Origin of the sequence: Streptomyces sp. ID05-26A, assembly GCF_033794685.1 — a bacterium.
Classification (GTDB): domain Bacteria; phylum Actinomycetota; class Actinomycetes; order Mycobacteriales; family Pseudonocardiaceae; genus Lentzea.
On the sequence record NZ_JARAYZ010000002.1, the window covers coordinates 1710283 to 1724235 of the forward strand.

At 69.7% G+C, this 13953-nt stretch carries 15 protein-coding genes; 6 read left to right on the forward strand and 9 right to left on the reverse strand.

Annotation, left to right across the window (positions count from 1 at the left end; genetic code table 11):
- Positions 1–19: 19 nt before the first annotated feature.
- Genes PV646_RS23465 through PV646_RS23485 form a run of 5 tightly spaced genes read left to right on the forward strand, consistent with a single transcriptional unit; the run spans position 20 to position 5127 of the window.
- Positions 20–1459, forward strand: coding sequence for a FadD3 family acyl-CoA ligase (locus tag PV646_RS23465; protein ID WP_500344324.1), 1440 nt, complete (start codon positions 20–22; stop codon positions 1457–1459).
- Entirely contained in the window at positions 1456–2286 is an 831-nt protein-coding gene (locus PV646_RS23470) for an enoyl-CoA hydratase (protein ID WP_500344325.1), read from the forward strand. Before PV646_RS23465 ends, PV646_RS23470 begins: the two co-directional genes overlap by 4 nt.
- Positions 2286–3377, forward strand: a complete 1092-nt coding sequence (locus PV646_RS23475) for an acyl-CoA dehydrogenase family protein (protein WP_500344326.1) — start codon at positions 2286–2288, stop codon at positions 3375–3377. Before PV646_RS23470 ends, PV646_RS23475 begins: the two co-directional genes overlap by 1 nt.
- On the forward strand, positions 3374–4177 hold the full coding sequence (locus PV646_RS23480) for an acyl-CoA dehydrogenase family protein (protein ID WP_500344327.1): 804 nt from the start codon (positions 3374–3376) through the stop codon (positions 4175–4177). The genes PV646_RS23475 and PV646_RS23480 overlap by 4 nt, the downstream gene beginning before the upstream one ends.
- Entirely contained in the window at positions 4174–5127 is a 954-nt protein-coding gene (locus tag PV646_RS23485) for an acyl-CoA dehydrogenase family protein (protein ID WP_500344328.1), read from the forward strand. The genes PV646_RS23480 and PV646_RS23485 overlap by 4 nt, the downstream gene beginning before the upstream one ends.
- Here the strand turns inward: PV646_RS23485 and PV646_RS23490 are convergent.
- Positions 5124–5513, reverse strand: coding sequence for a helix-turn-helix domain-containing protein (locus PV646_RS23490; protein ID WP_500344329.1), 390 nt, complete (start codon positions 5511–5513; stop codon positions 5124–5126). The genes PV646_RS23485 and PV646_RS23490 overlap by 4 nt on opposite strands.
- Before the next feature lie 42 nt (positions 5514–5555).
- On the opposite strand from PV646_RS23490, the gene PV646_RS23495 reads away from it, so the two are divergent.
- The gene (locus PV646_RS23495) at positions 5556–6371 is read left to right on the forward strand and encodes a class I SAM-dependent methyltransferase (RefSeq protein WP_500344330.1); all 816 of its coding nucleotides are present in this window, start codon (positions 5556–5558) and stop codon (positions 6369–6371) included.
- On the opposite strand, the gene hsaB is transcribed toward PV646_RS23495, so the two are convergent.
- The 8 genes from hsaB to PV646_RS23535 are packed head-to-tail and all read right to left on the reverse strand — an operon-like array spanning position 6357 to position 13864.
- Positions 6357–6929, reverse strand: a complete 573-nt coding sequence (hsaB, locus tag PV646_RS23500; RefSeq protein WP_500344331.1) for a 3-hydroxy-9,10-secoandrosta-1,3,5(10)-triene-9,17-dione monooxygenase reductase subunit — start codon at positions 6927–6929, stop codon at positions 6357–6359. The two genes, PV646_RS23495 and hsaB, sit on opposite strands and share 15 nt — an antisense overlap.
- Positions 6893–7795, reverse strand: a complete 903-nt coding sequence (gene hsaC / locus PV646_RS23505) for an iron-dependent extradiol dioxygenase HsaC (RefSeq protein ID WP_500344332.1) — start codon at positions 7793–7795, stop codon at positions 6893–6895. The genes hsaB and hsaC overlap by 37 nt, the downstream gene beginning before the upstream one ends.
- A complete protein-coding gene (gene hsaD / locus PV646_RS23510; protein WP_500344333.1) occupies positions 7792–8604 on the reverse strand; it encodes a 4,5:9,10-diseco-3-hydroxy-5,9,17-trioxoandrosta-1(10),2-diene-4-oate hydrolase in 813 nt (270 codons plus the stop codon). The genes hsaC and hsaD overlap by 4 nt, the downstream gene beginning before the upstream one ends.
- A 10-nt stretch (positions 8605–8614) precedes the next feature.
- The gene (gene hsaA / locus PV646_RS23515; protein WP_500344334.1) at positions 8615–9781 is read right to left on the reverse strand and encodes a 3-hydroxy-9,10-secoandrosta-1,3,5(10)-triene-9,17-dione monooxygenase oxygenase subunit; all 1167 of its coding nucleotides are present in this window, start codon (positions 9779–9781) and stop codon (positions 8615–8617) included.
- The gene (gene dmpG, locus PV646_RS23520; protein ID WP_500344335.1) at positions 9778–10788 is read right to left on the reverse strand and encodes a 4-hydroxy-2-oxovalerate aldolase; all 1011 of its coding nucleotides are present in this window, start codon (positions 10786–10788) and stop codon (positions 9778–9780) included. Before dmpG ends, hsaA begins: the two co-directional genes overlap by 4 nt.
- Positions 10754–11632, reverse strand: a complete 879-nt coding sequence (locus PV646_RS23525; protein WP_500344336.1) for an acetaldehyde dehydrogenase (acetylating) — start codon at positions 11630–11632, stop codon at positions 10754–10756. Before PV646_RS23525 ends, dmpG begins: the two co-directional genes overlap by 35 nt.
- 10 nt (positions 11633–11642) lie before the next feature.
- Positions 11643–12413 (reverse strand): 2-keto-4-pentenoate hydratase, encoded by a 771-nt coding sequence (locus PV646_RS23530; RefSeq protein ID WP_500344337.1) that lies wholly within the window; start codon positions 12411–12413, stop codon positions 11643–11645.
- A complete protein-coding gene (locus tag PV646_RS23535) occupies positions 12407–13864 on the reverse strand; it encodes an FAD-binding protein (protein ID WP_500344338.1) in 1458 nt (485 codons plus the stop codon). The genes PV646_RS23530 and PV646_RS23535 overlap by 7 nt, the downstream gene beginning before the upstream one ends.
- Positions 13865–13953: the final 89 nt, after the last annotated feature.

Here is a 13953-nt window from a genome sequence, read left to right on the forward strand (position 1 = left end):
CAGGCAAACGGTTTCAGCCGTGCTCGACCGCGCTGCTGCTTCGTACATCGACGCGGAGGCGTTGGTGGACGGGGAGGTTCGCCTCACCTGGCTGGAGCTGCGTTCGGCCGTGCGGGACGCCGCCCGCGCGCTCGCGGGGATGGGCGTGCGTTCCGGCGATCGGGTGGCGTTGTGCGCGCCCAACTCGGCCCAATGGGTGGTCGCGGCGCTCGGCGCGTTGCACGCCGGTGCCGCTCTGGTGCCGATCAACACGCGGTTCACCGCGACCGAGACCCTGGACGTGCTGCGCCGCAGTGCCGCGCGGGTGCTGGTGGTGGCGGGCGAGTTCCTCGGGCGTGACCGGGAGGCGGAGTTGCGCGCGTTGTCGCCCAACCTGCCCGCGGTGGTGCGACTACCGGCTTCCTGGGTGGCGTCCTCGGAAGATCTTCCTGCGCTGACCGAGGACCAACTGTGCGACGTCATGTACACGTCGGGCACGACCGGGCGCAGCAAGGGCGCGATGAGCGCGCACCGCCAGTCGCTGGGGGTGGCCGAGGCCTGGGCGTCCTGCGGTGAACTGACGGCCGCCGACCGCTACCTGATCGTCAACCCCTTCTTCCACACCTTCGGTTACAAGGCCGGGATCCTGGCCTGTCTGCTGACGGGCGCGACGATCGTGCCGCAGCCGGTGTTCGACGTCGTCGAGACGATGCGGCTGATCGAACGGGAACGGATCACCGTGCTGCCCGGGCCGCCGACGATCTTCCAGGCGTTGCTCGACCACCCCGATCGCGGCTCGTTCGACCTGTCGAGCCTGCGGCTGGCGGTCACCGGCGCGGCGGTCGTGCCGGTGGTGCTGATCGAACGGATGCGGTCGGAACTCTCCCTGACCGTGCTCACCGCCTACGGGCTGACCGAGGCCGTCGTCGCCACGATGTGCCGTCCCGGGGACTCGCCGGAGACCGTCGCGCACACGTGCGGCGCGCCGATGGCGGGGTTCGAACTGCGTCTGGGCGCGCAGGACGAGGTGCTGTTGCGCGGCCCGAACACGATGCTCGGGTACCTCGACGATCCCGAGGCCACCGCTGCCGCCGTCGACGCCGACGGCTGGCTGCACACCGGTGACGTGGGGAAGATCGACTCGCGGGGGTACCTCTCGATCACCGACCGGCTCAAGGACATGTACATCTGCGGCGGGTTCAACGTCTACCCGGCCGAGATCGAACAGGCGCTGGCCCGGCTGCCGGGGGTCGCCGAGTCGGCCGTGGTCGGGATGGCCGACGCGCGGCTCGGTGAGGTCGGGGTGGCGCACATCGTGCTGGGTGCTGGTTCTTCGCTGACCGCGGACGAGGTGATCGCTTTCTGCCGCGAACGGCTCGCGAACTACAAGGTGCCGCGTGCCGTCGAGTTCCATCCCGTGCTCCCCCGCAACGCCATGGGCAAGGTCCTCAAAATCCAACTGCGCAAGGAGAACGCGTGACAGTCTCGTATGAGCGGCGGGACGCGGTCGCCGTCGTGACCATGAACCGCCCGGAGTACCGCAACGCGCAGAACTCGGCGATGACCTACGCGTTGGACGAGGCCTTCACGCGCGCGGTGAACGACGACGAGGTCAAGGTGATCGTCCTGGCCGGTGCCGGCGACCACTTCTCCGCGGGCCACGACATCGGCTCTCCCGGTCGTGACGTCGACAAGTCCTTCGAGCGCAAGGCCGTGATGTGGTGGGACCACGTCGGCCGCGAGGGCGGTGACCTCCGGTTCGCCCGCGAGATGGAGGTCTACCTCGGCATGTGCCGGCGGTGGAGGGAGATCCCGAAGCCGACGATCGCGATGGTGCAGGGAGCCTGCGTCGCCGGCGGGCTGATGCTCGCGTGGGTGTGTGACCTGATCGTGGCCGCCGAGGACGCGTTCTTCGCCGATCCCGTGGTGCGCATGGGGATTCCGGGCGTCGAGTACTTCGCGCACCCATGGATGCTGGGGCCTCGTGCCGCCAAGGAAGTGTTGTTCACCGGTGACCGCTTCTCGGCCCAGCGCGCCTACGAATGGGGCATGGTGTCGCGCGTCGTGCCGCGTTCTTCGTTGGAGACGTCGACCTTCGAACTGGCCGGGCGGATCTCGGCGATGCCGCGGTTCGGGCTGGCGCTGGCCAAGAAGGCGGTCAACCAGTCCGAGGACCTGATGGGCCTGCGGGCCGGGATGGACTCGGTGTTCGGGCTGCACCACTTCGCGCACGCGCACAACGCCGAGGTGAGCTCCGACGCGCTGGCCGGGATGGACGCCCGTTCGATGAAGAAGGCCTCCGGCTGATGGACCTCTCGCTGGACGCCTCGACACTGTCGTTCCAGGCGGAAGTGCGCTCCTGGCTGGCCGCAAACGTTCGCCCACTGTCCTCGATGGACACCGCGGAGGGCTTCGAGGAACATCGTTCTTGGGAAAGGAGGTTGGCCTCCTCGCGACTCTCGGTGGTCTCCTGGCCTGCTGCTTTCGGCGGCCGTGAAGCCTCGTTGCTGCAGTGGCTGGTGTTCGAGGAGGAGTACCACGCCTCGGGCGCGCCCGGCCGCGTCTCGCAGAACGGCATCTTCCTGCTGGCACCCACGTTGTTCGCGCACGGCACCGACGAACAACGCGCCCGAATCCTGCCGTCGATGGCGCGCGCCGACGTGGTGTGGGCCCAGGCCTGGTCCGAACCGGAAGCCGGCTCCGACCTGGCTTCGTTGCGCAGCACGGCGGTGCGCTGCGACGGCGGCTGGCTGCTGCGCGGCCAGAAGACCTGGAGCTCGCGGGCGGCGTTCGCGGACCGGGCTTTCGGCCTGTTCCGCACCGGCCCCGGCGAACGTCACCGAGGCCTGACCTACCTGCTCTTCGACCTGCGGGCTGATGGCGTCACCGTCCGTCCGATCGACCAACTGGACGGCGAACCGGGCTTCGCGGAGATCTTCCTCGACGACGTGTTCGTGCCGGACCACGACGTCGTCGGCGAGGTGGGCGACGGCTGGCGCGTGGCGATGAGCACCGCGGGCAACGAACGCGGCCTGACCCTGCGCAGCCCCGGCCGCTTCACCGCGGCGGCGTCGCGCCTGGTCGAGCTGTACCGCAAGAACCCGGACCCGGCGTTGCGCGACCGCGTCGTGGACGCGTGGATCGGCGCGCAGGCCTACCGCCTCCACACGTTCGGCGCTCTCGCGCAACCGTTGAGCGGGCCGGCCGCCAGCGTGACGAAGGTGTTCTGGTCCGAGCTGGACGTGGCGATCCACGAGACAGCGCTCGACCTGCTCGGCGAGGTCGCGCCGGGATGGCGGGACGGGTGGCTGTTCTCGCTGTCGGGGCCGATCTACGCCGGTACCAACGAGATCCAGCGCAACGTGATCGCCGAACGACTCCTGGGGTTGCCGCGATGATGTTCACGCTGTCGTCCGAGCAGACGGACTTCGCTTCGGTGCTGCACGACTTCCTGGGGGCGGGGAAGACGGACCTGGTCTCGCTCGGGGTGGACGAGGTGACGGACCCGGTCGACCTCGTGGTGGTGTTCGAGGAGGTGGGACATCACGCGGTGGCGGGGCCGTTGATCGAGTCGCTGGCGGTGCTTCCGGCACTCGGTTCCGGTCCTGGCTCGATCGCGTTCCCACCCCTCGTCCCGCATGCGGTCGAAGCCGACCGCTACCTCCTCGTCGAGGGCGACACCCTCCGCGAGGCCACCCCCACCACCGAACTCGAGTCCGTCGACCCGTCCCGCCGCCTGTTCGACCTGACCCCGGGCCAGGTCGTCGCCACCGACGTCCCGGCGGCCCGAGCGTTCGACCTCGGCGTCCTCACCTGCGCGGCCCAACTACTCGGCCTGGGCAGGGCCATGCTGGAGATGACCACCGCCCACGCCAAGACCCGCGCCCAGTTCGGCAAGCCCATCGGCCAGTTCCAGGCGGTCAAGCACCACCTCGCGAACGTCCTGATAGGACTCGAACTGGCCCGCCCGCTGGTCTACGGCGCCGCCGTCACGATGACCCCCAAGGACGTCTCGGCCGCCAAGGTCGCCACGTCCGACGCCGCCTGGCAGGCCGCGCGCATCGCGTTGCAGGTGCACGGCGCCATCGGTTACACCGCCGAGCACGACCTCGGCCGGTTCCTGCTGCAGACCCGAGCCCTGCGCACGGCGTGGGGCAGTCCGTCGATGCACCGTGCCCGCGTGCTGGAGGCGTTGTGACACCGGAACAGCTCGCTCTCAGGGACGCCGTCCGCGGCCTGCTGACCAAGCACTCGGATGTCCGCGCGGCCGTCGAGACCCCGCACGGCTACGACAAGGACGTGTGGGCCCGCCTCACCGACATCGGCGTGCTCCCGATCCCCGAGCAGTACGGCGGGTCCGGCGCGACCCTCGCGGAAACCCGCATCGCGCTGGAAGAACTCGGCCGCACCCTCACCCCGTCACCGCTGCTGGCCTCGACGCTGGCGGCTCAGGCACTGCTGGCAACGGGGAACGAGGAGGCGTGCGCACGGCTGCTGCCCAGGATCGCGGACGGCACCGTCGCCACCCTCGTCTGGCCGTGGGACAACGCCCCGACCAGCCTCGAATCAGCGCGCTACGTCCTCGACGGCGACCACGCCGAGATCCTCCTCGCCTCCGACGGCACCGACCTCTACGAGATCGAGCCCACCGTCGCCCGCCAGCACACCCCGACCATGGACCAGACACGTCGCCTCGCCACGGTCCACCTGGACGGCACGGGAACACACCTGGGCCGCTGGTCACCGGAGATCCGTGACATCGCGCTGGCCGCGCTGGCGGCGGAACAGGTCGGCACCGCCGCGAGAGCCCTCGAACTCACCGTCGAGTACACCAAGACCAGGGTCCAGTTCGGCAAGCCCATCGGCTCGTTCCAGGCGCTGAAGCACCGCATGGCGGACATGCACGTGCTCGTCGAGACGGCCAGGTCAGCGGCAGGAGCGTGCACGGACGAGGTGTCGGCGGCGGTCGCCAAGGTCTACTGCTCGGAGGCGTTGTTCAAGGTCGCGGCCGAGATGGTCCAGCTGCACGGCGGCATCGCGATCACCTGGGAGCACGACGCGCACCTGTACCTGAAGCGGGCGCACGGAAGTGGGCAACTGTTCGGCAGTCCGGCCGTGCACCTCGAACGGTTGCGGGCCAGGATCTAGGCCTGACCCAGCACGCGGCGGAACGTCGGGCACTCCAGGTGCGTCGGCGCCGGGCACGCCGCCGCGTGCCGCAGGTCGTCGCGCATCACCGCGAGCTTGCGGATAGTCGCGTCCAGCTCATCGGCCTTGGCGGCGAGCATCTCGCGGTTCGGTGACGGACGGCCGTCTGGCGAGAACATCAGCATGATCTCGTCCAGCGAGAACCCCGCCGTGCGGCAGACCGCGATCAGCGCCAGCTGTTCCAGCACCGCGGGTGAGAACACGCGAGTCAGGCCCTGCCGCCGCACGGACGCGATCAGGCCGCGCTCCTCGTAGTAGCGCAGGGTGGAGGCCGGCACGCCCGAACGGCGGACCACTTCGCCGATGCCGATTTCGAGTGAGTCCACGACACTTGACCTCAAGCCGACTTGAAATAGGACGGTAGGAGCATGACATCTGAGGTGAACAGCGCGCAGGCCGCCTGGTGGAACGCCGCCGGGCAGGGCTGGGCGAACGTGCAGGACATCGTGGACCTGATGCTGCGCCCGTTCCAGGACCTGCTGGTCCAGGTCGCGCTCGAACGGCCGCGCGAGCGGGTTCTCGACGTCGGGTGTGGCACGGGTGGTGTCACGAGGGCGATCACCGAGGCCACCGGAGCGGCCTGTCTGGGCGTCGACATCTCCGAGACGATGCTCGCCGCGGCACGCGAGCACGGACAGGCGCGGTATCTCCTGGCCGACGCGCAGGTGCACGCGTTCGACACGGGCTTCGACCTGATCGTCAGCAGGTTCGGGGTCATGTTCTTCGACGACCCCGTCGCCGCCTTCCGCAACCTGCTGCGAGCGGCGTCACCCGGAGGCGAGCTCTGCTTCGTCACGTGGCGCGGCGCGGACGAGAACCCGTTCATGACCACCGCGACCAACGTCGCCGCCCCGTTGCTGCCGGACGTGCCGGCACCGGATCCGCACGGGCCGGGCCCGTTCGCCTTCAGTGATCCCGGCAGGACGCGCGAGATCCTCGGCGAGGCCGGCTGGGGCGGGGTCGACATCCGCCCGGTGGACCACGTCCGCGCACTGCCCGAGGGGCTGCTGGTCCCGTACCTGAGCAACCTCGGACCGATCTCTCGCGCGCTCAAGGAGGCGGAGGAGTCCGAACGGCCCCGGATCATGGCGGCCGTCCGGAGCGCGTTCGACGGGTTCGTGCACGGGGACGAGGTGCTGGTTCCCGCCGCGGTGTGGCAGGTCACCGCGTCAGCTCCACTCTGACTGGCGCTGCCAGGTCAGGAGGGTGTCGAGGACCTCGCCGGACCAGCCGCGGGTGTCCAGCTCGGCGTGCGAGGCGTAGCGGCCGCGGTAGAACAGCAGCGGCTGCGCCTCGCGCACCGGGCCGAGTTCGACGACGGCGCCGACGACCATGTGGTGGTCGCCGGCGTCGTGCACCACCGACACCTGGCAGTCGACCCACGTCAGCGCGCCGTCCAGCACTGGAGCACCGGTGCTGGACGGTGTCCACTTCACTCCCGCGAACTTGTCCGCCCCCGACCTGCCGAACACCGTCGACACCTCGCGCTGGTCCTCCGCCAGGACGTTCACGCAGAACGAGCCGGCGGAGGCCATCGCGGCCCAGCTGCCCGAGGTCCGTTGTGGACAGAAGACGACCAGCGGCGGGTCCAGCGACAGCGCGGCGAAGGCCTGGCAGGCGAACCCGACCGGGCCGTCGGCGGACATGCCGGTCACCACGGTCACCCCGGTGCAGAAGTGACCGAGCACGGAACGGTAGCGGGCCGTTACTTCTGGACCCCCACGCTGAAGTCGTGTCCCCACAGGCTCACCGCCGTGCTCTCGCGTGCGATCCAGTCCTCATCGTCGACCTGCCGTCCCTCACAACCGAACTCGACGTCGAACCCACCGGGTGTCTTCATGTAGAACGACAGCATCAGGTCGTTGACGTGCCGGCCGAGCGTCGCCGACATCGGCACCTTGCGCCGCGAAGCCCGGTCCAGCGTCAGGCCGACGTCGTCGGTGTTCTCGACCTCGACCATCAGGTGCACGATCCCGCTCGGTGTCGGCATCGGCAGGAACGCGAGGCTGTGGTGGCGCGGGTTGCAGCCGAAGAACCGCAGCCACGCGGGCGGTCCGTCCTCCGGCCTGCCGACGAACTGCGGTGGCAGCCTCATCGAGTCGCGCAACCGGAACCCCAGCACGTCGCGGTAGAAGTGCAGCGCGGCCTCGTCGTCCGAAGTGGACAGCACGACGTGCCCGAGCCCCTGCTCCTCCGTCACGAACCGGTGCCCGTACGGCGACACCACCCGCCGGTGCTCCAGAGCCGCGCCGTGGAAGACCTCCAACGTGTTCCCGGACGGGTCATCGAAGCGGATCAACCCGGTGACCCGTCGTTCCGCCAGGTCCTCGGCCGACGCCTCGACGTACTCGACACCGGCCGAGGCCAGCCGTTTCGCGACCTCCTCCAGCTCGGCCTCGGTGGCGGCCTCCCAGCCCGAGGCCTGCAGGCGGTCCCTCTCCCCCGGCACGATCACCAGACGAGCCGGGAAGTCGTCCATCCGCAGGTAGAGCGCACCAGGGGTCGAACCCTTGCCCTCGACCATGCCGAGGACCTTGAGCGCGAACTCCCGCCACCGGGCCATGTCGGTGGCCTCGATGCGGAGATAACCCAGCGACCGGATGCTCATGAGGCCTCATTCAGGAAATCGAGGGCGAGCCTGTTGAACTCGTCGAACTTCTCGAGCTGGGCCCAGTGCCCGCAGCCGCCGAACACGTGCAGCTGCGCGCGCGGGATCAGCTTCGTCGCCAGCAACGCGCCGTCGAGCGGGTTGACCCGGTCCTCGCGGCCCCAGACGAGCAGGACCCGTTGGCGCAGCTTGTAGGCCTCGCGCCAGAGCATGCCCTGCTCGAAGTCCGGGCCGGAGAACGACTTGCCCAGCGCGGCCATGGCGCGCAACGACTCCGGCTGCCGGGCCGCCTCGAACCGTTCGTCGATCAGCTCGTCGGTGATCAGCGACTGGTCGAAGACCATGATCCGCAGGAACTCCTCGATCTTCTCCCGCGTGGGTGTCCGGGCGAACGCGCTGAGCTTGCGCACGCCCTCGGTGGGATCGGGCGAGAAGACGTTGAGCGACAACCCACCCGGCCCCATCAGCACCAGTCGCCCGGCTCGTTTCCCGTAATCCAGAGCGAACCGGACCGCCGTGCCGCCGCCGAGCGAGTTGCCCAGAATGTGCGCCTGCCCGACACCCAGTTCGTCCAGCAGGTCCTTCAAAGCCCTGGCGGCGAAGGTGAAGTACTGGTCGTGCTCGGCCGGCTTGTCGGACTGGCCGTAGCCCGGCATGTCGACGGCCAGCACCCGGAACGACTTCGCGAACACCGGGATGTTCGCGCGGAAGTTCGACAGGGACGACGCGCCTGGTCCGCCGCCGTGCAGCATGACCAGCGTCTCGGCGTTGTCCGCGCCCGCCTCGTGGTAGTGCAACCGCACGCTCATCAACGCCCCCTCAGAACAGCCCGTCGCGAACCTGGATGCCGAGCTCGTTCTTGCCGTACAGCACGAGCACGCGCTCCGGGTCGTTGCCCGCGTGCACTCGTGCGGCGTGCGCGTCGCGCCAGAATCGGGGCAACGGCAGGCCGGCGTTGATCGCCTTGCCGCCCGCGCTCTCGAAGAGCAGGTCGATCGCGGCGAGCGCCCGCCCGCTGCCGAGCACCTGGTCGCGCCGTGCCCTCAGGCGCAGGTCGATCGGGATCTTCGTCTCGGCGACGGCGTGCGCCCACTCGTCGTTGATGTCCTTCTCCAGCGTCCACCACGCGATGTCGACGTCGGCCGCCGCGGTCGCGATCCTGACCTGCGCGAACGGGTCGTCGACCGCCTTCTCCCCCAGGTACGCCGCCCGGACGCGTTCCCGGGTCGCGTCGACGTGCAGCGCGTACGCCCCGGTCGCCATGCCGATGATCGGCGCCGTCACCGCGTACGGGTGGATCGTCCCGTACGGCATGCGGAACAACGGGCCGGGGTTGACCTCCTGGCCGGGGCACTTGCACCGCGCGGTGTTCGCCATGCTCAGCGCCCGGTACTCCGGCACGAACACGTCGTTCACCACGATGTCGTTGCTGCCCGTGCCGCGCAGGCCGACCGTGTCCCACACGTCGTTGATCGTGTAGTCGGAGATCGGCAGCAGGAACGTGCGGAAGTCGATCGGCTTGCCCTCGTCGTTCATCACGAGGCCGCCGAGCAGCACCCACGTGGCGTGGTCGCAGCCGGAGGAGAAGCTCCACTTGCCGCTGAACCGGAACCCGCCCTCGACCGCCGTCGCACGACCCGTCGGCGCGTAGGAGGAGGAGATCCGGGTGTCCTGGTCCTCGCCGAACACCTCTTCCTGCGCCCGGACGTCGAAAAGCCCGACGTGCCAGGGGTGTACGCCGAGCACGGACGCGACCCAGCCCGTGGATCCACACGCGCTGCCGATCAGCCTGACCGCGGTGTAGAAGTCGAGCGGGTGCGACTCGAAGCCGCCGTACCGCGCGGGTTGCAGCATCCGGAAGAAACCGGTCTCCTGCAACGCCTTCACCGACTCCGGCGGCACCCTGCGCAGTTCCTCCGCCTCGGCCGCGCGTTCGGCGAGCGCCGGCAGCAGTTCCCGCACCTTGCCGAGGATTTCCTCACTCATCGGACTTTCTCCCTGCTCAGCTCCAGTGCGATGTCGATCAGCTGGTCCTCTTGCCCGCCGACGAGTTTGCGTTCGCCCGCGCGGACGAGGATCTGCGCGCCGGACACGCCATAACGTTGCGCCTGCGTGTACGCGTGTTTGAGAAAGCTGGAGTAGACGCCCGCGTACCCCATCATCAGCGCCATCCGGTCGAGCAGGCACTCGTCGGGCATGACGGGCCGGACGACGTCCTCGGCCGCGTCCACGATCTTGAAGAAGTCGACGCCGGTCTCGAACCCCAGCTTGTCGCAGACGCCGACGAACGCCTCGAGCGGCGTGTTCCCCGCGCCCGCGCCGAATCCGCGCACGCTGCCGTCGATCTGCTTCGCCCCGGCGCGGGCGGCCGCCACGGAGTTCGCGACGCTCAGCCCGAGGTTCTCGTGCCCGTGGAAGCCGACCTGGGCGTCCGAGCCGAGTTCCGCGACCAGAGCCGAGACCCGGTCCGAAACCTGTTCCAGCACCAAAGCGCCGGCCGAGTCGACCACGTAGACGCACTGGCAGCCCGCGTCGGCCATGATCCTTGCCTGACGAGCCAACGCCTCCGGCGGCTGCGAGTGCGCCATCATCAGGAACCCGACGGTCTCCAGCCCGCGTTCACGAGCCAGCGCGAAGTGCTGCACGGAGACGTCGGCCTCGGTGCAGTGCGTGGCGATCCGGACGATCGAGGCGCCGTTGTCCTGCGACACCAGGATGTCGTCCTTCACCCCGACACCCGGCAGCATCAGCACGGCGATCTTGGCCTGCGTCGCCGTCTCCACCGCGACCTTGATCAGCTCCTGCTCGTGCGTGTGGCTGAAGCCGTAGTTGAACGACGACCCGCCCAGCCCGTCGCCGTGCGTCACCTCGATCACCGGGACCCCGGCGCCGTCGAGGGCGGCGACGATCGAGCGCACGTCGTCGACCGTGAACTGGTGCCGCTTGTGATGCGAGCCGTCACGCAGTGACGTGTCGGTGAGCCGTAGCTGCACGAGCGATCTCCTCCCCCACCTTGGTCGCGGCGGCCGTCATGATGTCGAGGTTCCCGGCGTACTCGGGCAGGAAGTCGCCCGCACCGGCCACCTCCACGAAGATCGCCACCCGTCCGGGGTCGAACTGCGGTTCCCTCAGCAACCGGAATCCCGGGACGTACGAACGGATGTCGGTCTCCATCCGGGCTATCGAGTCCGTGATCGAGTCGGGATCGGCGTCCTCGGGGATCGCGCAGAAGATCGTGTCGCGCATGATCATCGGCGGGTCCGCCGGGTTCAGCACGATGATCGCCTTGCCCTTCGCGGCACCCCCGATCGCCTCGATGCCGCGGCTGGTCGTGCGGGTGAACTCGTCGATGTTGGCTCGGGTCCCAGGGCCCGCCGACACCGACGCGACGCTCGCGACGATCTCCGCGTACGACACCGGCACGACCCGGGACACCGCGTGCACCATGGGAATCGTGGCCTGGCCGCCGCACGTGATCAGGTTGATGTTCGGCGCGTCCTGGTGCTCACCGAGGTTCACCGGCGGCACGACGTACGGCCCGACCGCGGCCGGTGTCAGGTCGATCGCCCGGATGCCCGCCTCGGCGTAGCGCGGGGCGTTGGCCCGGTGCACCGCCGCGGAGGTCGCCTCGAAGACGATGTCCGGCAGTTCGTCCTGACGCAGCAACCACTCCGCGCCGTCGACCGAGACCTCGAGCCCCAGATCGGCCGCGCGCCGGAGCCCCTCGCTGGCCGGGTCGATGCCCACCATCCAGCGTGGTTCCAGCGCCTGCGAGCGCAGGAGCTTGTAGAGCAGGTCGGTGCCGATGTTGCCGGAGCCGACGATGGCCGCCTTCACCCGTTCACCCCTATTCGAACTTGAGGTCTACCGAGCCGAGTCCGGCGAACTCGGCGTGGAACTCGTCGCCAGGCCTGGCGTCGATGGCACGCGTGCACGATCCGGGCAGCACGATGTCGCCCGCGAGCAACCGGACGCCGAAGCCCGCCACTTTGGCCGCGAGCCACGCCACCGCGATCGCCGGATCACCCAGCACGGCGTCACCACGTCCCTCGGCGACCAGCTCGCCGTTGCGCCGCAACGTGGCCGCGACGGCGCCGATGTCCAGTTCGGACGGACGCACCCGCTCGGACCCGAGCATGAACCCGGCCGACGACGCGTTGTCCGCGATGGTGTCCTGCAGGCCGATCCGCCAGTTCTCGATCCTGCTGTCGATCAGCTCGATGGCCGGCGCGACGAACTCGGTGGCCTCCAGCACGTCCTCGACCGTGCATCCCTCACCGGGCAGGTCGCGGGCCAGCAGGAACGCGATCTCCACCTCGACCCGCGGGTACAGGTACGCCGACGCGTCGGCGGTCCCGGTCAGCTGCATGTCGTCGAGCAGGTGGCCGTAGTCGGGCTCGTCGACACCCATCATCTGCTGCATCGCCAACGACGAGAGCCCGACCTTGTGGCCGATGACGTCACGGTTGCGGTGGCGGATGTTGAGCAACTGGATCTCGTAGGCGTCGACCACGTCGATCTCGGGATACAGCTCCACCAGCGGTTTGATCGGTACGCGGTCGTGTTCCGCCGTGCGCAGCAGCGCGGCGGCCGCCTCCCTGGTCTGGATCGTCAGCACCTGGCCTCCTTCGCGACGTGGTGCCCCGCGCGACGGCCCGAGAAGACGCAGTCGGCGAGCGCGAGGCCGCTGACGTAGGACTCCGAGCACACCCCGACCGCCGACCGGCCGGCCGCGTACAGGCCGGGAACCCCCTGCACCTGACCGGTGTCCTCGTCCACGACGAGGCCCCCGAGCGTGAGCATCGGGCACGGGTAGCCGAATCCCGCGCGCACCGACACGTTGATCAACGAGTAGGGCGGCGTCCCGAACGGTTCGGGCGCCGCGATTCCGGCCTTGGCGGCCACTTCCTCGATCGTCGGGGCCGTGACCAGGCCGCGTCCGAGCAGATAGCGGACCTGCCAGCGCTGGAACGGCGCGGTCTGCGTCTTCACCTGCGCACGCGCGACCTGGAGGATCTCGTCGTCGATCAGCAGCCACGCCTTGCCGCCGCGCCGCACGATCTCACTCCCGTTGGCCGCGCCGTAGAGAGTGGCGTCGCCGAACCGCTGCCCGGCCGAGTCGACCAGGACACCGCGCTGCAACGCGCTGGGCGGCGTGACGAACCGCCACACCGAGATCCTGTCCATCCGCGCGGTCTTCCCGCCCGCGGCGACACCGAGCCTGATCCCGCCGCCGTCGTCGCCGGGCGTGCCCAGCGCGAGGCCGCCGCGATGAGCCGGAGCGTGTTCGTGCACCAGCGCCCGATCGGCGATGAAGCCGCCGGCCGCGATGATCACGCCCTGCCCGGCGGTGACCACCAGCGGCCGGCCGAATCGTTCGAGCCGCGCCGCCAGCCCGAACAGCTTCTTCCCCAGCGGCGGGTAGTACAGCCACGGTTTGGCGCCCGCCTTGGACAACACCGCGTGCAGCACCCGCGGCAACCCGGTGAGCGTCCGGCACCGCACCCCCGTCACCCGGCCGTCCTCGAGAACGAGTTCCAGCGCGCGGGTCTGCGGCATCACCCGCACGCCCGCACGTCGGGTGGCCTCGGCCAGACGGGTGAAGAAAGCCTTGCCCGACGTGCCTTTCGCCCTGGTCCGATGCCCGCGCGGCGCCGGGTCGGGCCAGGCGTCCTCACTGCCGGACAGGTACAGGTAGTAGTCGTCGGTCGGGTACGAGGTCTTGAACGGCGACACGCGGGCGTCGAACGGGACGCCCTGGTCCTCCAGCCACGCCAGCATCCCGGCGCTGTCCTCGCAGAACCGCCGCAGGGTCGCCGGGGACACCGCGTCCTGGACCTCGTGCCGCAGGTAGCAGTACATCGCGTCGACCGAGTCGGTAACGCCGGCCTCCACCTGCTGCCGCGTCCCGCCGCCCGCGTAGACGACACCGCCGGACAACGCGGTCGCGCCACCGCCGGCGAACCGGTCCAGCACCACCACGGACGCGCCGGCCGTCGCGGCCTCGACGGCGGCGCACGCGCCGGCCGCGCCGAAGCCGATGACGACCACGTCAGCGGTGACCTCCACGCAACCCTCCTGGAACAGGTTCTTGGTCAGAAACAGGTTCTTGGTGAGTCGACTTGCCTGGAACTCCTACACCATAGCGCCAAACCGCC

What these genes read in the sequence shown, in the direction of transcription:
- hsaC (WP_500344332.1), bottom strand. Translation starts at nt 7,795, where the DNA reads ATGAGCATCCGGTCGCTGGGTTATCTCCGCATCGAGGCCACCGACATG.
- PV646_RS23475 (WP_500344326.1), top strand. Translation starts at nt 2,286, where the DNA reads ATGGACCTCTCGCTGGACGCCTCGACACTGTCGTTCCAGGCGGAAGTG.
- PV646_RS23495 (WP_500344330.1), top strand. Translation starts at nt 5,556, where the DNA reads ATGACATCTGAGGTGAACAGCGCGCAGGCCGCCTGGTGGAACGCCGCC.
- hsaA (WP_500344334.1), bottom strand. Translation starts at nt 9,781, where the DNA reads ATGAGTGAGGAAATCCTCGGCAAGGTGCGGGAACTGCTGCCGGCGCTC.
- hsaD (WP_500344333.1), bottom strand. Translation starts at nt 8,604, where the DNA reads ATGAGCGTGCGGTTGCACTACCACGAGGCGGGCGCGGACAACGCCGAG.
- PV646_RS23480 (WP_500344327.1), top strand. Translation starts at nt 3,374, where the DNA reads ATGATGTTCACGCTGTCGTCCGAGCAGACGGACTTCGCTTCGGTGCTG.